The organism is Shinella sp. JR1-6, from assembly GCF_004284735.1.
Taxonomy (GTDB): Bacteria; Pseudomonadota; Alphaproteobacteria; order Rhizobiales; family Rhizobiaceae; genus Shinella.
In genome coordinates, this window is sequence record NZ_SHMI01000005.1 from 84,716 (window position 1) to 102,553 (window position 17,838).

Annotated in this window: 16 protein-coding genes; 12 read left to right on the forward strand and 4 right to left on the reverse strand. The window is 64.8% G+C overall.

The window, feature by feature from the left end; all coding sequences use genetic code 11:
* The first annotated feature begins 36 nt into the window (after positions 1-36).
* A complete protein-coding gene (locus tag EXZ48_RS10330; protein WP_130515787.1) occupies positions 37-900 on the forward strand; it encodes a hypothetical protein in 864 nt (287 codons plus the stop codon).
* Between the two features lies 1 nt (position 901).
* Here EXZ48_RS10330 and EXZ48_RS10335 read toward each other — a convergent pair whose 3' ends face one another.
* Positions 902-1,399 carry a CinA family protein gene (locus tag EXZ48_RS10335; RefSeq protein ID WP_130516202.1) on the reverse strand — a complete coding sequence of 166 codons (498 nt, stop codon included), beginning with the start codon at positions 1,397-1,399 and terminating at the stop codon, positions 902-904.
* A gap of 2 nt (positions 1,400-1,401) precedes the next feature.
* Positions 1,402-2,613 (reverse strand): bifunctional 2-C-methyl-D-erythritol 4-phosphate cytidylyltransferase/2-C-methyl-D-erythritol 2,4-cyclodiphosphate synthase, encoded by a 1,212-nt coding sequence (locus tag EXZ48_RS10340; RefSeq protein ID WP_130515789.1) that lies wholly within the window; start codon positions 2,611-2,613, stop codon positions 1,402-1,404.
* A gap of 145 nt (positions 2,614-2,758) precedes the next feature.
* Between EXZ48_RS10340 and dusB the strand changes: the two genes are divergently transcribed.
* The 9 genes from dusB (at position 2,759) to hflX (ending at position 14,259) form a co-directional block, all read left to right on the forward strand.
* Positions 2,759-3,781, forward strand: a complete 1,023-nt coding sequence (gene dusB, locus EXZ48_RS10345; RefSeq protein ID WP_165909326.1) for a tRNA dihydrouridine synthase DusB — start codon at positions 2,759-2,761, stop codon at positions 3,779-3,781.
* The gene (locus EXZ48_RS10350) at positions 3,778-4,926 is read left to right on the forward strand and encodes a nitrogen regulation protein NR(II) (RefSeq protein WP_130515793.1); all 1,149 of its coding nucleotides are present in this window, start codon (positions 3,778-3,780) and stop codon (positions 4,924-4,926) included. Before dusB ends, EXZ48_RS10350 begins: the two co-directional genes overlap by 4 nt.
* On the forward strand, positions 4,926-6,380 hold the full coding sequence (gene ntrC, locus EXZ48_RS10355; protein ID WP_130515795.1) for a nitrogen regulation protein NR(I): 1,455 nt from the start codon (positions 4,926-4,928) through the stop codon (positions 6,378-6,380). The genes EXZ48_RS10350 and ntrC overlap by 1 nt, the downstream gene beginning before the upstream one ends.
* Positions 6,381-6,587: 207 nt before the next feature.
* A complete protein-coding gene (locus EXZ48_RS10360; RefSeq protein ID WP_050743373.1) occupies positions 6,588-8,858 on the forward strand; it encodes a PAS domain-containing sensor histidine kinase in 2,271 nt (756 codons plus the stop codon).
* A complete protein-coding gene (locus tag EXZ48_RS10365) occupies positions 8,848-10,212 on the forward strand; it encodes a sigma-54 dependent transcriptional regulator (RefSeq protein WP_023513269.1) in 1,365 nt (454 codons plus the stop codon). Before EXZ48_RS10360 ends, EXZ48_RS10365 begins: the two co-directional genes overlap by 11 nt.
* Positions 10,213-10,242: 30 nt before the next feature.
* Complete coding sequence (gene trkA, locus EXZ48_RS10370; protein WP_050743182.1) at positions 10,243-11,619, forward strand: Trk system potassium transporter TrkA; 1,377 nt, start codon at positions 10,243-10,245, stop codon at positions 11,617-11,619.
* Positions 11,620-11,656: 37 nt separating this feature from the next.
* Positions 11,657-12,520: a D-amino-acid transaminase gene (locus EXZ48_RS10375; RefSeq protein WP_130515799.1), complete on the forward strand. Its 864-nt coding sequence runs from the start codon at positions 11,657-11,659 to the stop codon at positions 12,518-12,520.
* 96 nt (positions 12,521-12,616) lie between these two features.
* The gene (hfq, locus tag EXZ48_RS10380) at positions 12,617-12,859 is read left to right on the forward strand and encodes an RNA chaperone Hfq (RefSeq protein WP_023514954.1); all 243 of its coding nucleotides are present in this window, start codon (positions 12,617-12,619) and stop codon (positions 12,857-12,859) included.
* A 77-nt stretch (positions 12,860-12,936) separates the two neighbouring features.
* The gene (gene hflX / locus EXZ48_RS10385; RefSeq protein ID WP_130515802.1) at positions 12,937-14,259 is read left to right on the forward strand and encodes a GTPase HflX; all 1,323 of its coding nucleotides are present in this window, start codon (positions 12,937-12,939) and stop codon (positions 14,257-14,259) included.
* Between the two features lie 188 nt (positions 14,260-14,447).
* Here the strand turns inward: hflX and mazG are convergent, their stop codons facing one another.
* Both mazG and EXZ48_RS10395 read right to left on the reverse strand, forming a co-directional pair.
* Complete coding sequence (mazG, locus tag EXZ48_RS10390) at positions 14,448-15,281, reverse strand: nucleoside triphosphate pyrophosphohydrolase (protein WP_130515805.1); 834 nt, start codon at positions 15,279-15,281, stop codon at positions 14,448-14,450.
* An 8-nt stretch (positions 15,282-15,289) separates the two neighbouring features.
* Positions 15,290-15,877 (reverse strand): deaminase, encoded by a 588-nt coding sequence (locus EXZ48_RS10395; RefSeq protein ID WP_130515807.1) that lies wholly within the window; start codon positions 15,875-15,877, stop codon positions 15,290-15,292.
* A gap of 197 nt (positions 15,878-16,074) precedes the next feature.
* Here EXZ48_RS10395 and cysG point away from each other — a divergent pair, with 197 nt between their 5' ends.
* On the forward strand, positions 16,075-17,514 hold the full coding sequence (gene cysG / locus EXZ48_RS10400; protein WP_130515809.1) for a siroheme synthase CysG: 1,440 nt from the start codon (positions 16,075-16,077) through the stop codon (positions 17,512-17,514).
* 1 nt (position 17,515) lies between these two features.
* Positions 17,516-17,833 carry a DUF2849 domain-containing protein gene (locus EXZ48_RS10405; RefSeq protein ID WP_023512811.1) on the forward strand — a complete coding sequence of 106 codons (318 nt, stop codon included), beginning with the start codon at positions 17,516-17,518 and terminating at the stop codon, positions 17,831-17,833.
* The last annotated feature ends 5 nt before the right edge of the window (positions 17,834-17,838 follow it).

The following is a 17,838-nucleotide window of genomic DNA, read 5'->3' on the forward strand; positions in this document are numbered from 1 at the left end:
CATTCACCCTAGATATCAACGGCCGGGAGGCGGACGATGGGTGCTGTGACGATGGGACGTTTGCGCTGTTTTCTGCTGGCTGCTGCGATCTTCGCGGCCGATGCGGCATCCGCCGAGCCCGATCTGGCACTCCTGCGCAAACCCGGAAGCTATGTGCTGCTGCTCGATGCGGACAAACGTCCGATCGCCGGCAATTACTGGCTGTCCGAAGGGCTGAAGGTGAGCACGCACTCACGCAATCCCGGCTCCTATCCCCAGCCGCTGCTCTACACCGACCGGGATTTTCCGCCCGGCCGCATCGCCAATATGTATCTCTTCCTCAACGGCAAGGAGACGGTGACGCCGGATATCCGCGCGGTGCCGGTCGGGGAGACGGTGACGGTGACGCGCAAGCACGAACCGATGGGCCTGCTTGCCGGAAAGGTCGAGGCGCGAAACCTTACCTACACGCTGACGACCGTCGCCGTTGCCTCGGACATCATAGGGGGCGCAAAACTCCTCAGCCGGATTTACGAGATCGCGCCGGTGGATCCGGCGAACAAGGAGATGGATTGGGGGCGGCGGGTCTATATCGAGACCCTCGATCTCGACATTTCCCGCGAGCAGGCGGCGCGCGTCGCCGATATCGAGACCGGCAAGGCGGGTAGCACGGGCGATTTCGAGGGCATCTATGCCAGCCGTACACTCGCCAGCGACGACTACGCCAAATGCATGACGGAAAAGCGCGCGGGCAAGGCGTACCAGGACGCCGTTCGCCGCGAAAAGGAGACGAACGACGCCTGGATGGCCAAGGAATATCTGGCAACCGGCGTTCCCTGGTGGGAAGCGACCAACGCGAAGGTCCGCATGGAGGCCTTGCTCGACGTCACCGGCCTCTGTCTTCCGGGATCGACGAAGTAGCTCAATCGTCCCTAGACAGCTCGATCAGCATGTCGAGGGCGGTTCGCACCGTCGCAAGCCGCACGGCGCTACGGCCGATATCGCCGTAGCGCATCTCCCGGTGCAGGGTCGCATGGCCCCTGCGGGCGGCGGCGAGATGCACGAGGCCGACGGGCTTTTCCTCCGAACCGCCGCTGGGGCCGGCAATGCCCGTCACCGCCACGGAAATGTTTGCGCCGGAATTGCCGATGGCGCCTTCGGCCATCTCGATGGCGGTCGGGCGGGAGACGGCACCGTGCGCCTTCAGCGTCGCGTTGGCGACGCCGATCATCTCGCGCTTCGCCTCGTTGGAATAGGTGACGAAGCCGCGGTCGAAGACGGTGGAGGAGCCGGATATTTCGGTGATCGCGCCGGCGATGAGGCCGGCGGTGCAGGATTCGGCGGTGGCGATCAAAAGGCCGCGCGCCGCAAAATCGGTGACGATCGTCTGTGCAGCCGCTTCGATGTCCTTTGGCCAGATACTCATGCGTCGGTCCCCTTATAGACGACGGTCGCGGTGGCGATGGCGGCGATGCCTTCGCGGCGGCCGATGAAGCCGATCTTCTCGTTGGTCGTCGCCTTGACCGAGCAGCGATCGATGGAGATGCCGAGGAAATCGGCAAGGTTTTGGCGCATCGCCTCGCGGTGCGGGCCGACCTTCGGCGCTTCGGCGATCAGCGAGACATCGGCATTCATGATGACGCCGCCCCTGGCGCGCACGATGCCGGCGGCATGTTCGAGGAAGATGCGGGACGCCGCGCCCTTCCACTGCGGGTCGGAGGGCGGGAAATGATCGCCGATATCGCCCGCGCCGCAGGTGGCGAGCAGGGCATCGGTCAGCGCATGCAGCGCGACGTCGGCGTCGGAATGGCCCGACAATTTCTGGTCGTGCGGAATGAAGAGGCCGCAGAGCGTGACGCCGTCGCCCTCGACGAGTTGGTGCACATCGTAGCCGTTGCCGGTGCGAACGTCGGGCAGGGCGGTGGCGAGGCGCTGGTCGGCCATGGCGATGTCCTTCTGTAAGGTAAGCTTGACGTTGCCAGGGCCCCCTTCGACGAGGTGGACGCGCACGCCCGCCCATTCGGCGATCGAGGCATCGTCGGTAAAGTCCGTGCGGCCGGAGGCGCTGGCGCGGCGATGGGCTTCCAGGATCGTCTGAAAATGGAAGGACTGCGGCGTCTGGGCGGCGAAGAGGCCGGAGCGGGAGACGGTTTCGGCGACATTGCCGTTGGCGTCCGCGCACTTCAGCGTATCGGCGACGGCGACGGCCGGCAGCACGGCGCGGGCGCCATGTTGGAAGGCGGTCAGCGTGCGCTCCAGGATGGCGGGCTCGACGAAGGGGCGCACGGCATCCTGGATGAGGACATGCGTGATGTCGCCTTCCGCAAGCACTTCGAGGCCGGCGAGAACGGACTGCTGGCGCGTCGCGCCGCCGGTGACGACCGTCAGGCGGTCGCCGGCGGGCAAGGATTGCGCGCGTGCATTCTCGAAAAGGGCTACGTCATCGGGATGTATCACGACCACGATACGCCGGGCGGGCAGCCAATTGACAAAGAGATCGAGCGTATGGGAGATGACCGGCCTTCCGCCGATGCGGCGGTACTGCTTGGGGCCTTCGGCATGGCTGCCCGCCCGTTCGCCGCGACCGGCGGCGACGATCACCACACCGCAGGATAGCGCATTTTCCGCCAGCATCTGGTCTCGTAGCTCCCGTTTCAAAGCGATTTGAGGTGGTTTAGCCGGAAGGGTGCCGCAATTCCAGCGCTGTAAGGAAAATTGCGGGCATGCAGGATTGCAGCTTGGCAAGAACGAGAACAATGGCTAAAAATAGTGCAGAGAGATGACTTGCTTGAAAGATGAGCATTTGACGATCCCCAGTCTGTCAGCGCCGCTCGACGTCGGCGGCCGGACCCTGCGCAACCGGGTGGTCCTCGCGCCGATGTCCGGCGTCACGGACCTGCCGTTCCGCGATCTCGCCTGGCGTTTCGGCGCGGGGCTGGTCGTTACGGAGATGGTGGCGAGCCGGGAACTGGCGCTGAACGCGCGGGAAAGCTGGTCGCGCATTCGCAATTGCGGCATCCGGCCGCATATGGTGCAGCTCGCCGGGCGCGAGGCGCACTGGATGGCCGAGGCGGCGCGGATCGCCGAGGGCGAGGGCGCCGATATCATCGACATCAATATGGGCTGCCCCGCCAAGAAGGTGATCGGCGGCTATTCCGGTTCGGCGCTGATGCGCGATCCCGATCATGCGCTCGGGCTGATCGAGGCGACGGTCGGCGCGGTGAAGGTGCCGGTCACGGTGAAGATGCGGCTCGGCTGGGACCACGATTCGCTGAACGCGCCGCATATCGCCGCGCGCGCCGAGGCGGCGGGGGCGGCGATGATCACCGTGCACGGGCGCACCCGCATGCAGTTCTACGAGGGCAAGGCGGACTGGGACGCGATCCGCGCGGTGCGGGACGTTCTTTCCATTCCGCTGGTGGCGAACGGCGACGTCGACACGGCCGATGACGCGCGCGAGATCCTGCGGCGCTCCGGCGCGGACGCGGTGATGGTCGGGCGCGGGGCGCAGGGCCGGCCATGGCATCCGGCGGTGCTGGCCGGCGCGGCGCATCCTTCGACGGAGGAGATCGCGGCGGTTGCGGTGGAGCACTATCGCATGATGCTCGACTTCTACGGCGTCGAGGCGGGGCTGCGCCATGCGCGCAAACATGTCGGCTGGTATCTGGAGCGTTTTGCACCCGGCTTTACGGGGCCGGCCAAGGCGGAGATCATGACGGCGCGCGACAGCGATGCCGTCGCCGACAGGCTCGCGACGGCGCTGCTTGCGGGCGGCGCGGCAAGGCTCGGAGAGGCGGCATGACGGACAGGCCCTTCGACCAGAATGCCGCGAAGGCGCCGGACCTGGCGCTCGCCGTGCTCAACGCCATCCAGAATCCTGTCATCCTCGTCGATGCGCGCGGGCTGATCGCCTTCGCCAATTGGGAAGCCGAATCCTTCTTCGGGTCGAGCGCCGGCTATCTCTCGCGGCACGACATCTCCAATTTCATTCCCTTCGGCAGCCCGCTGCTGACGCTGATCGATCAGGTGCGCGAGCGCAAGGCCCCGGTCAGTGAATACCGCGTCGACCTGAGTTCACCGCGGCTCGGGGCGGAAAAACTGGTCGATATCTATGTGGCGCCTGTCACGACCGAGCCGGGTTCGGTGGTGGTCGTCATCCAGGAACGCTCGATGGCCGACAAGATCGACCGGCAGCTTACCCATCGCGGGGCGGCGCGTTCGGTGACGGGCCTCGCCTCCATGCTGGCGCATGAGATCAAGAATCCGCTTTCCGGCATCCGCGGCGCCGCGCAGCTTCTCGAAACCTCCGTCATCGACGAGGACCGTACGCTGACCCGGCTCATCCGTGACGAGACGGACCGCATCGTCTCGCTGGTCGACCGCATGGAGGTGTTTTCCGACGAGCGGCCGGTCGACCGCGTGCCGCTCAACATCCATTCGGTGCTCGACCATGTGAAGGTGGTCGCCAAGGCGGGTTTTGCGCGCAACATCAAGATCACGGAACTCTACGATCCGTCGCTGCCGCCGGTCTTTGCCAACCGAGACCAGCTCGTGCAGGTGTTCCTCAACCTGATCAAGAACGCTTCCGAGGCGATCGGCGACCGGCCGGACGGCGAGATCCAGCTCACGACCGCCTATCGTCCGGGCATCCGCCTTTCCGTCGCCGGCACGCGGGAAAAGATCTCGCTGCCGCTGGAATTCTGCGTGCACGACAACGGGCCGGGCGTGCCGGCGGATCTCCTGCCGCACCTCTTCGATCCCTTCATCACCACCAAGACCAACGGTTCGGGCCTCGGGCTCGCGCTGGTCGCCAAGATCATCGGGGGGCATGGCGGCATTGTCGAATGCGACAGCCAGGCCTCCCGGACCACCTTCCGCGTGCTGATGCCGGCCTCCCGCGGCGTCAGCGAAGACGACGACTTTCCCAAGACCAAAGGACATGATTGATGACAGGCGCCACAGTCCTCGTTGCCGATGACGATGCCGCGATCCGCACGGTTCTCAACCAGGCTCTCAGCCGCGCGGGTTATGACGTGCGCATCACCTCCAACGCGGCAACGCTGTGGCGCTGGATCGCCGCCGGCGAGGGCGACATCGTCGTCACCGACGTCGTGATGCCCGACGAGAACGCCTTCGACCTCCTCCCGCGCATCAAGAAGGCGCGGCCGGACCTGCCGGTGCTCGTGATGAGTGCCCAAAACACCTTCATGACGGCGATCAAGGCCTCGGAGAAGGGCGCCTACGACTACCTGCCGAAACCCTTCGACCTCACCGAGCTGATCGCCATCATCGGCCGGGCCCTGTCGGAGCCGAAGCGCAAGCCCGCGCGGCTCGACGACGACACGCAGGACGGCATGCCGCTCGTCGGCCGCTCGGCGGCGATGCAGGAAATCTACCGCGTGCTCGCCCGCCTCATGCAAACGGACCTGACGCTGATGATCACCGGCGAATCGGGCACCGGCAAGGAACTGGTCGCCCGCGCGCTGCATGACTACGGCAAGCGCCGCAATGGACCGTTCGTCGCGATCAACATGGCGGCCATTCCGCGCGACCTCATCGAATCGGAACTGTTCGGCCACGAGAAGGGTGCCTTCACGGGCGCGCAGAACCGTTCGACCGGCCGCTTCGAGCAGGCCGAGGGCGGCACGCTCTTCCTCGACGAGATCGGCGACATGCCGATGGATGCGCAGACGCGGCTGCTGCGCGTGCTGCAGCAGGGCGAATACACCACCGTCGGCGGGCGCACGCCGATCCGCACCGACGTGCGCATCGTCGCGGCGACCAACAAGGACCTGAAACAGTCGATCAACCAGGGGCTTTTCCGCGAGGACCTCTACTATCGCCTCAACGTCGTACCGCTGCGCCTGCCGCCGCTGCGCGACCGGGCGGAGGATATTCCCGATCTCGTGCGCCACTTCGTGCAGCAGGCGGAGAAGGAAGGGCTCGACGCCAAGCGCTTCGACCAGGAGGCGCTGGAACTGATGAAGGCGCATCCCTGGCCGGGCAATGTGCGCGAACTCGAAAACGTCGTGCGCCGGCTCACCGCACTCTATCCGCAGGACGTCATCTCCCGCGAGATCATCGAGGCGGAGCTGCGCGCCGACATTCCCGACAGCCCAATCGAGAAGGCAGCGGTGCGAAGCGGCTCGCTCTCCATTTCGCAGGCCGTCGAGGAGAACATGCGGCAGTATTTTGCAGGCTTCGGCGACGGTCTGCCGCCGGCCGGGCTCTATGAGCGCGTGCTGGCCGAGGTGGAGTATCCACTGATTCTCGCCGCGCTGACGGCGACGCGCGGCAACCAGATCAAGGCGGCGGACCTCCTCGGCCTCAACCGCAACACGCTGCGCAAGAAAATTCGCGAACTGGGTGTATCTGTATACAGAAGTTCGCGTTCTGCTTGACTTAACGGCAGGGGGCGTTGCATTTTGGCCACAATCTGTTGCTTGAGGGTAACAGAGGGGTTTGCGGCCGAATAGGCTTGCGTGCCTGATCGTCATGGATGCGGGTACGAATGTGGCCGGTCCCTCATGCGGTCGGCGCTACTCCGGAAAACACGAGAAGAACGCCGGCGCCCTTCGGGATGCCCGGCCGGGGAAGCGATGCGGCAGATGACGGAAGGCGTGAGCCTGCTTTCGAACGAGAATGGAAAGGGAGCGACCGGCGATCGACGGGCCTCTTTTGCCCTGCCTGGTCTGGTGCTGGCTGGCGGTGCCCTCGTTGCCGCGACCATCTCGCTGTTCATCCTGCTCGGCCTGACGCCGATCAAGCCGGAGGCGAACGTCGTCATCGCCTCGGCGGCGATCAACGCGGTCTTCATCGTCGGCCTGATGGTCCTGATCGGCCGAGAGATCCTGCGTCTCCTGCGCGCGCGCCGCCGCGGACGCGCCGCTGCCCGCCTGCATGTGCGCATCGTGGCGCTGTTCTCCATCGTCGCGATCACGCCTGCCGTGCTCGTCGCCATCTTCGCCTCCATCACGCTCGATGTCGGCCTCGACCGCTGGTTCTCCATCCGCACCCAGTCGATCGTCAGTTCCTCGCTCAATGTGGCGCAGGCCTATGTTTTGGAAAACGCGAGCTATCTGCAGGGCCAGACGGCGTCGATGGCGAACGATCTCGATCGCAACCGCCAGCTCTACAGCCTCGACCGCACGGGCTTCGTCGATCTGATGACGCGGCAGGCGCGCGGGCGCGGCATGCTCGGCGCCTTCCTGCTGCGGGCCGACGGTTCGACCATCCTGCAGGCCAATATTCAGATCGAGAACCCGCTGCCGGCCGTGCCGGAGGATGCGCTGAAGGCGTCTGCGGCCGGCCAGCCGACGCTCATTCCGCCGGGTGCCACCAATCTCGTCGGCGCCATCATCAAGCTCGACAATATTTCCGACGCCTTCCTCTACACGATCCGCACCGTCGACCCCGAAGTGATGCGCTCCATGCGGCTGATGGAGGAGAACACGGCAGAGTACCGGGCGCTCGAGGCCGGGCGCACGACGCTGCAGATCGCCTTCGGCGTGCTCTATCTCGGCTTCGCCCTCATCGTGCTGCTCGCGGCGATCTGGACGGCGATCGCCGTCGCCGACCGCATCGTGCGGCCGATCCGCCAGCTGATCGGCGCGGCGGACAGCGTTGCCTCGGGCAATCTCGATGTCAGTGTGCCGGTGCGTACTGTCGATGGCGACGTCGGCAACCTCTCGCGCACTTTCAACAAGATGATCGCGGAAATCCGCGCGCAGCAGGAGCAGATTCTTGACGCGAAGGACGAGGTCGACCACCGCCGCCGCTTCATCGAGGCGGTGCTTTCGGGCGTGACGGCGGCGGTCATCGGCGTGGAAGACGACGGGCGCATGACGATCGCCAACCTTTCGGCCGAAATCCTGCTCGGGCGCAACGCCAACGACCTGATCGGCCAGCCGCTGACCGCGGTGGCGCCGGAAATCGCGGCGGTGCTGGCCGAGGGGGCTACCCGCCACCGCAACAACTACCGCAAGCAGATCAACATCATGCACGGCGGCAAGGAGCGGACGCTCAACGTGCAGGTGACGCGCGAGGAGGCGAAGGACGCCAAGGAATCCTACGTCATCACCATCGACGACATCACCGATCTCGTCATCGCGCAGCGTTCGACCGCCTGGGCGGACGTGGCCCGGCGCATCGCGCACGAGATCAAGAACCCGCTGACGCCGATCCAGCTTTCGGCCGAGCGTATCCGTCGTCGCTACGGCAAGCAGATCGATCCGGAGGACCGCGCGGTCTTCGACCAGTGTACGGACACCATCGTGCGCCAGGTCGAGGATATCGGCCGCATGGTCGATGAGTTCTCCGCTTTTGCACGCATGCCGAAGCCGACGAAGGAGCGGTCGGACCTGCGCAACATCCTCAAGGATGCTGTCTTCCTGCGCGAGATGGGCAATACCCATGTCGATTTCCGCAAGGATCTCGGCGAGGTTCCGCTCGAAGGCCTGTTCGATACGCGCATGCTTGGCCAGGCCTTCGGCAATCTCATCAAGAATGCGGTGGAGGCCATCGAGGCCCTGCCGCCCGAAGTGACGCGCGAGGAGCGGAAAATCCTCGTGCGCGCGACGCCCGACGACGCAGGACGGCGGTTCGTCGTTGATGTCATTGACAACGGCAAGGGGTTGCCGACGGAGAACCGGCACCGGATTCTCGAACCCTACATGACGATGCGCGAGAAGGGCACGGGGCTCGGCCTCGCCATCGTGAAGAAAATCATCGAAGACCACGGCGGGCAGCTGGAACTGCATGATGCCCCGGCGGATTTCGACAACGGCCATGGGGCGATGATCCGTGTGATCCTGCCCTACGAGGAAACGGCGGCCGTCGATGCGGACAAGAAGAGCAAGGAAGTGAGCCATGGCGTCTGATATTCTTGTGGTGGATGACGAAGAGGACATCCGCGAGATCGTTTCCGGCATTCTTTCGGACGAAGGGCACGAGACGCGCACGGCCTATGACAGCGACAGCGCGCTGGCCGCGATCAGCGATCGCGTGCCGCGCCTCGTCTTCCTCGATATCTGGATGCAAGGCAGCAAGCTCGACGGCCTCGCGCTGCTCGACGAGATCAAGAGCCGCCATCCGGACCTGCCGGTCGTGATGATTTCGGGCCACGGCAATATCGAGACGGCCGTCTCGGCGATCCGCCGCGGCGCCTATGATTTCATCGAGAAGCCGTTCAAGGCCGACCGGCTGATCCTGATCGCCGAACGGGCGCTGGAGAACTCCAAGCTGCGCCGCGAGGTGACGGAGCTGAAGAAGCGCTCCGGCGACCCGGTTGAGCTGATCGGCACCTCGGTCGCCGTCTCCCAGCTGCGCCAAAACATCGAAAAGGTCTCGCCGACCAACAGCCGAATCATGATTCTCGGCCCCTCCGGCTCCGGCAAGGAGCTGGTGGCGCGCATGATTCACCGCAAGTCGAGCCGGGCGAGCGGGCCGTTCGTCGTGCTCAACGCGGCGGCGATCACGCCCGAGCGCATGGAGATCGCGCTGTTCGGCACCGAGGGCACACCCGGCCAACCGCGCAGGACAGGGGCGCTTGAGGAGGCGCATGGCGGTATCCTCTATCTCGACGAGATCGGCGAGATGCCGCGCGAGACGCAGAACAAGATCCTTCGCGTGCTCGTGGATCAGCAGTTCGAGCGCGTCGGCGGTTCGAAGCGGGTGAAGGTGGATGTGCGCATCATCTCCTCCACCGCCTACAATCTCGAAAGCCTGATCGCCGAAGGCGGTTTCCGGGAAGACCTCTACCACCGGCTTGCCGTCGTGCCCGTGCGCGTGCCGCCGCTTGCCGAACGGCGCGAGGACATTCCCTTCCTCGTCGACATGTTCATGCGCCAGATCAGCGAGCAGGCGGGTATCCGCGCCCGCAAGATCGGCGACGACGCGCTGGCGGTGCTCCAGGCGCACGACTGGCCCGGCAATATCCGCCAGCTCCGGAACAATATCGAGCGGCTGATGATTCTCGCGCGCAGCGACGGTCCGGATACACCGATCACCGCCGACATGCTGCCGACGGAAGTGGGCGACATGCTGCCGAAGATTTCCACGCAGGGCGACCAGCACATCATGACGCTGCCGCTGCGCGAGGCGCGCGAAATGTTCGAGCGGGACTATCTCATCGCCCAGATCAACCGCTTTGGCGGCAACATTTCCCGTACGGCGGAATTCGTCGGCATGGAACGCTCCGCGCTCCATCGCAAACTGAAGTCGCTTGGCGTATAAGGCGCCAAGCGACTTGAGGGATTCTTGGGCATGAAGGTCATCATCTGCGGCGCCGGGCGCGTCGGCTACGGTATTGCGGAACGGCTCTCGGAAGAGGGCAACGACGTTTCGGTGATCGACACGCAGCCCTCGCTGATATCGGCCATAACGGAAACGCTCGACGTCAGCGGCGTCGTCGGTCACGGTGCACATCCGGAGGTGCTGGCCAAGGCCGGCGCGGACCAGGCGGACATGCTGATCGCCGTCACGCTGTTCGACGAGATCAACATGGTCGCCTGTCAGGTGGCGCATTCCCTGTTCAACGTGCCGACGAAGATCGCGCGTATCCGCTCACAGAGCTACCTTGCGCCCGAGTATTCCGATCTCTATTCGCGCGACGACATGCCCATCGACGTCACCATCTCGCCGGAAATCGAGGTGGGCAAGATGGTGCTGCGGCGCATCTCCTTCCCGGGCGCGACTGATGTCGTGCGCTTTGCCGACGACCGCATCGTCATGGTGGCGATCGAATGCATGGAGGATTGCCCGGTCGTCGAGACCCCGCTGAAGCAGCTCAGCGAGCTCTTCCCGGATCTCAACGCCACCGTCACTGGCATCTTCTCCAATGGCAAGCTGTTCGTGCCGAATTCCTCCGACCAGCTGCATTCGGGCGATCTTGCCTATGTGGTCTGCGACAAGGAGCACGTCCGGCGCACGCTGGCGCTGTTCGGCCATGAGGAGCAGGAGGCGGCGCGTATCGTCATCGCCGGCGGCGGCAATATCGGCTATTTCGTCGCCAAGGCGATCGAGGACTATCAGTCGAAGACGCGGTTGAAGATCATCGAGAGCGACCGCGAGCGGGCGGTCGTCATCGCCGACAAGCTGCGCAACGCCGTCGTGCTGCACGGTTCGGCGCTCGACCAGAAGATGCTGCTGCAGGCGGATATCCAGGATGCGGACCTGATCGTTGCGCTGACCAACAACGACCAGATTAACATTCTCGGCAGCGTGATGGCCAAGCGCCTCGGCTGCAAGCAGAACCTCGTCCTGATCAACGACCCGATGTATCAGGATTTTACCAAGACGCTCGGCATCGATGCGCATATCAATCCGCGCGCAGTGACGATATCGGGCATCCTCCAGCACGTCCGCAAGGGGCGTATCCGCTCGGTCTATGCGGTGCAGAAGGGGTCTGCCGAGGTGATCGAGGCAGAAGCGCTGGAGACCTCGCCGCTCGTCGGCAAGCCGCTGCGCGAGATCGAACTGCCGCCCGGTATCCGCATCGGCGCGATCTATCGCGACAAGACGGTGATCCGGCCGGATGGCAACACCAAGATCAAGGCGAAGGATCGCGTCGTGCTGTTCGCGGCCGCTGCGGCCGTGCGCCATGTCGAGCAGCTTTTCCGGGTCAGCATCCAGTATTTCTGAGCGTTTGCATCCGCAAACGCCTATAACGGGAACATCCATGCCGCGCATCGCCTATGTCAACGGCCGATATGTCCGCCATGCCGATGCGGCGGTGCATATCCTGGACCGCGGTTTCGTCTTTGCCGATGCGGTCTATGAGGTCTGCCAGATCCAGCAGGGTTTTATCGTCGATCTCGGCCGCCATCTCGACCGGCTCGACCGGTCGCTGGCGGAAATCCGTATTCGCCCGCCGATGCCCCGCGCGGCGATGACCGGCATCCTGCGGCAGGTGTTGCGGCGCAATCTCGTGACGAACGGCATGGTCTATCTCCAGGTGACGCGCGGCGTCGCGAAGCGGGACCATGTCTTTCCCGCGCCGGAGGTGCGCCCGACGCTGGTCGTCACGGCGAAAAGCCTGGATCCGGCGGTGAACGCTGCAAAATACGCCTCGGGCATCAAGGCTGCCACGGTGGCTGACAATCGCTGGGGGCGGGTGGACATCAAGACCGTCGGCCTGCTGCCGAATGTGCTGGCCCGCCAGCAGGCGAAGGAGGCCGGCGCGCAGGAAGCGATTTTTGTGGATGCGGAGGGCCATGTGACGGAGGGCGGCGCGACGAATCTCTGGATCGTCGACCGGGCCGGTACGCTGGTCACGCGGCCGGCCGATCACGGCATCCTCAAGGGCATTACCCGCACGACGCTGATGGATGTCGCTGAAAAGCTGGGCCTTGCTGTCGAGGAGCGCCGCTTTTCCGTGGCGGAGATGCTGGACGCGCGGGAAGTGTTCGTAACCGGGGCGACCACGATCTGCCTGCCGGTCGTTTCGATCGACGGGCGTACGATCGCCAACGGCCATCCCGGCATGACCGCACAGAAAATCCGCGAGGCCTTTTTCGCCGTTGCGGAGAAGACCGCGATTTGATACCAAAATTGGCGGTCCGCCACGTCGTGTCGGGCCTGGGGACATTTATTTTAGTCAACCGGTCTCAAGGGCCGGCAATCAGAAAGAAGCGGCGCGATGGCGGAACGTTCTCAGAACCTGCAGGATCTTTTTCTTAATACCGTTCGCAAGCAAAAGATTTCCCTGACGATCTTTCTCATCAACGGGGTCAAGCTGACCGGGGTTGTCACCTCCTTCGACAATTTCTGCGTGCTGCTCCGTCGCGACGGTCACTCGCAGCTCGTGTACAAGCACGCGATCTCGACCATCATGCCCGGCCAGCCGTTGCAGATGTTCGAGACCGAGGAAAGCGGCTCCTGACAGGACCCAAGACCATTAAGAAATCCGATACAAGCAAGGATTCCATCGTTCCGGAGGCTGAAAAGCACCGGGACGATATGCGCGCCGTCGTCATCGTGCCGGTCCTCAAGGCCGCGCGTGGAAAACCGGATCCGACGGTGACCATGCGGTCCGACGAGGCGCGGCTGGAAGAGGCCGTCGGCCTTGCCCGGGCTATCGACCTGACCATCGCTTCCTCTGCCGTCGTGCCCGTCAGCCAGCCGAAGCCCGGCACGCTGCTCGGCACCGGCAAGATCGCGGAGATCAAGGCGTTGCTCGATGAACACGATGCCGGTCTCGTCATCGTCGATCACCCGTTGACCCCGGTACAGCAGCGTAATCTCGAAAAGGAATGGGGTGCCAAGGTCATCGACCGCACCGGCCTCATCCTCGAAATCTTCGGCCGGCGCGCCTCCACCAAGGAAGGCACGCTGCAGGTCGAGCTTGCCCATCTCAACTACCAGAAGGGCCGCTTGGTCCGCAGCTGGACCCACCTTGAACGCCAGCGCGGTGGCGCCGGCTTCATGGGCGGTCCGGGCGAAACCCAGATCGAGGCCGACCGCCGGCTGCTGCAGGACAAGATCGTCAAGCTGGAGCGCGAGCTGGAGCAGGTGCGCCGCACCCGCCAGCTGCACCGTTCCAAGCGCAAGAAGGTGCCGCATCCGATCGTCGCGCTCGTCGGCTATACCAACGCCGGAAAGTCGACGCTGTTCAATCGCATCACCGGGGCAGGGGTTCTGGCGGAAGACATGCTCTTCGCTACGCTCGACCCGACGCTGCGCCGCATGAAGCTGCCGCAGGGCCGCACCGTTATCCTTTCCGACACCGTGGGCTTCATCTCGGACCTGCCGACCCACCTCGTCGCCGCCTTCCGCGCGACGCTGGAAGAGGTGCTGGAGGCGGATTTGATTCTCCATGTGCGCGACATGTCCGATCCCGACAACGGCGCGCAGTCCTCGGACGTGCTGCGCATCCTCGCCGATCTCGGTATCGACGAGAAGGACGGGGCGGAGCGCATCCTCGAGGTCTGGAACAAGATCGACCGGCTGGAGCCCGAAGCGCGCGAGGCGCTGGTGCAGAAGGCCGAGGGGCAGCCGACCGTCATCGCCGTCTCCGCCATCTCCGGCGAGGGCGTCGACAAGCTGCTTTCTGAGATCAACCAGCGGCTTTCCGGCGTGCTGGTCGATCGCGACGTCATCCTGCCGGTCACGCAGCTGCAGCTTCTGCCCTGGGTCTACGATCATTCGATCGTCGATGCGCGCGAGGACATGGAAGACGGCAATGTACGGCTGGAACTGCGGCTGACCGAAACGGAAGCTGCCGAACTCGACCGCCGGCTCGGCATTGGCGGCAAGAGAGTGGTGGAGGACTGGGAGCGCTGAGGGCGCCGGGCTGAGTGCCCCTCATCCCGCTGCCGCGACCTTCTCCCCGCAGGCGGGGAGAAGGGGGTGTCGCACCGGTTTCCTAAAAACCGAAACGTCCCGGATGAAGAGAAGGCCTTGCATCCTGCCCCTTCGCCCCGCTTGCGGGGAGAAGGTGCCGGCAGGCGGATGAGGGGCCTTTCAGCCCCTTACGTCAACTGCCGCTCGATCCGCTTTGCCGCCTGCCACAACTCTTCCATCCGCTCCAGCGTCGCCGCTTCAAGGCTTTCGCCGTTGGCAGCAAGGTTGTCCTCGATATGCGAGAAGCGGTTGCGGAACTTCGTGTTCGTGCCGCGCAGCGCCATTTCCGGATCGGCGCCGACATGGCGGCCGATATTGACCAGCGCGAAGATGAGGTCGCCGAGTTCGTCGGCGACGGCCTTCTTGTCATCGTTCCGCAGCGCTTCACGCAGTTCGCCGACCTCCTCCTCGATCTTGTCGAGGATCGGCGCCGGTTCGGACCAGTCGAAGCCCACCTTGGCGGCGCGTTCCTGAAGCTTCAGCGCCTCGACGAGGGCGGGGAAGGAACGTTGCACGGAGCCGAGATGGCCGCGGAGCGGGTCGTCCGGCAGGCCGCGTCTGGCGCGGCGCTCCTTGCGCTCCCGCTTCTCCGCCTGCTTGATCGCATCCCACTGCAGCTTCACCGCTTCGGGCGTGTCCGCGTCCGAGCGGGCGAAGACATGCGGATGGCGGCGGATCATCTTGCGCGTGACGGCTTCGACGACGTTGCCGAAGTCGAATTCGCTGCGCTCCTCTGCCATGCGGGCATGGAAGACCACCTGAAGGAGGAGGTCGCCCAGCTCCTCGCACAGGTCGTCCATGTCGTTCCGCTCGATGGCGTCGGCGACCTCGTACGCCTCCTCGATCGTATAGGGCTTGATCGTCTCGAAGGTCTGGACGACGTCCCAGGGGCAGCCGGTCTCAGGCTGGCGCAGGGCCGCCATGATCTCGATCAGGCGTTCGATGTCGCGGCTCGGTTCCATCGTGGTTCTCAGTTGAGGGGGATGTTGTTGCCGGTCTTGCCGGACTGGTAGGCGTCCGACAGGTCGTCATAGGCGGCGCGGATCTTAGCGTCCTGTGCTTTCAAGGCTGCCTTCGCGGTCTCGTCGGAAGTGGCGATGAGATCGGCGATGGCGGCGGAATGCCAGAAGGCATTCGTCTTTGCATAACCGCCGGGATCGAGCCGGAAAACTTCCTTGAGGATGCGCAGATCGTGCGGGATCGCAAAGCTGTCGCGCGAATCCTCATGGCTGAAGAAATAGTAGAAATTGTCGAAGCCTGCCCAGGTGATGGCCGAGAGGCACATGGAGCAGGGCTCGTGCGTGGAGAGGAAGATGTAGTCCTTCGTGTCCGGCTTCTCGATGCGCTCGTAAAGGCGCTTCAGCGTGTGCACTTCGCCGTGCCAGAGCGGGTTTTCCGTCTCGTTGTTCGTTTCGGCGATCACGAGCGACAGATCGGCCTTGTTGAGGATAGCCGCGCCGAAAACCTTGTTGCCGGCGGCAACGCCGTCGCGCGTCAACGGCAGAATATCGAATTCGATGACATCGAGGAGGCGCTTTGCAAGGGCGGACTGGTCCATGATGGGAATCCCCGTTGGCGTGACAGTGCCTCCATAGCGGCCGGTGCGGTGGGCAGGCAAGGGTGGCCGGTGACTTATGCTCAAAATGCGGGAGGTGCGAGCAAAACAATACGCGCCCCCGGAGCCATTGGAATTTCTGTTTCTTTTGTTTGTGGCCATTTTTCGCGATAGTGCGCAGACTTCAACCGGACCACACCATGACCGCAGCACACCAGAAGCTTTCGACATTCCCGGCGTTCTTCCGCGTCAGCGGCCGGACGGTCGTTGTCGTGGGTGGGGGTGACGAGGCGTTTGCCAAGGCGCGGCTGCTGTTCAACACGGATGCCCGGATCGTCGTGCTCGCCGAGACGCCGGAGGCCGACTTCGCCCGCTTCATCGCCGACAAGGGGCTGGAGCTGGTGCGTGCATCCTTTTCCAGCGACGCCATAGCCGATGCGACGCTCGTTTTCGCGGCGACGGGCGACGCTGCCACCGACCGGGCGATTTCCACCGCGGCCCGCGCGCTGCGCATTCCGGTCAATGCTGTCGATCAGCCGGACTACTGCGATTTCTTCACGCCGGCGCTGGTCAACCGGGCACCCGTCGCCGTCGCCATCGGCACGGAGGGTGCAGGCCCCGTCTTGGCGCAGATGATTCGCGCGCAGGTCGACCAGATCCTGTCGCCTTCGCTCGGCCGCCTCGCCAGCCTCGCCAACGGCTACCGCGAAGCCGTCGATCGTATCCTGCCGCGCGGCGTGACGCGGCGCGTCTTCTGGCGCCGCTTCTTTCAGGGCGCCGTGGCCGATGCCGTCAACAATGGCGATATCGAACTCGCGCAGCGTGCTGCCGATTCCCTCCTGACCTCGCAGGGCAGGGCCGCCGGTCATGTCTGGCTCGTCGGCGCCGGTCCGGGCGCAGAGGATCTCCTGACGCTGCGCGCCCAGCGCGTGATGATGGAAGCCGACGTCATCGTCTTCGATGCGCTGGTGCCGCAGGCCATCGTCGACATGGGGCGCCGCGATGCCGAGCGCCTTTCCGTCGGCAAGCGCAAGGGCTGTCATTCCAAGTCGCAGGAAGAGATCAACGACCTGCTTGTCGAACTCGGCAAGGCGGGAAAACGTGTCGTGCGCCTGAAATCCGGCGATCCCCTGGTCTATGGCCGTGCCGGCGAGGAAATGGCGGCGCTCCGCCAGGCGGGCGTCACCTATGAGGTCGTGCCCGGCATCACCTCCGCCTTCGCCGCGGCTGCCGATTTCGAACTGCCGCTGACGCTGCGCGGCGTCGCGTCCTCGCTCGTCTTCACGACAGGCCACGACCTGACGGGCTCTGTCCTTCCGGATTGGGCGCGGCTTGCGATCTCCGGCGCCACCGTGGCCGTCTATATGGGCCGCACGGTCGCCGCCTCCGTCGCCGCCCGGCTGATGGAAGCGGGCCTGCCGGCCGAGACGACGGTCGCTGTCATTGAGAATGCCAGCCGGCGGGAAAAGCGGCTGCTGCACGGCACGTTGAAGGACCTGCCGGGCCTTGAGCACCGCGACGAGCTGACCGGTCCCGTCATGGTGATCATCGGCGACGCCGTTGCCGGCGCCAATTTCGAACATTCCGAGCCGCTCGCTGTCCGCGAGCCGGTTCGCACCACAGCAGTATTGGGAGCATGACATGGCCGACAAGGTTCTGACAGCCAACCGCCTTTCCGACGGTATTTCCGTCTGGCTGGATGCGAGCGGCACCTGGAACGAGCAGCTCCAGGCTGCCTTCGTCGCGCGCCACAAGGAGGCCGTCGACGCGCTGGAAGCGACCGGCAAGCAGGCCTTCGCCGACAACAAAGTGGTTGACGTGAATGTCGTCGATGTCGAAGAGATCGACGGCGTGCTGCGGCCGCTGCGCATGCGCGAGCGCATCCGTGCCGCCGGCCCGACCATTCCCTATGCCGCCGGCTATGCCGGCTTGACTGCGACGGCCGCTTCGGCCGCCTGAGGAAC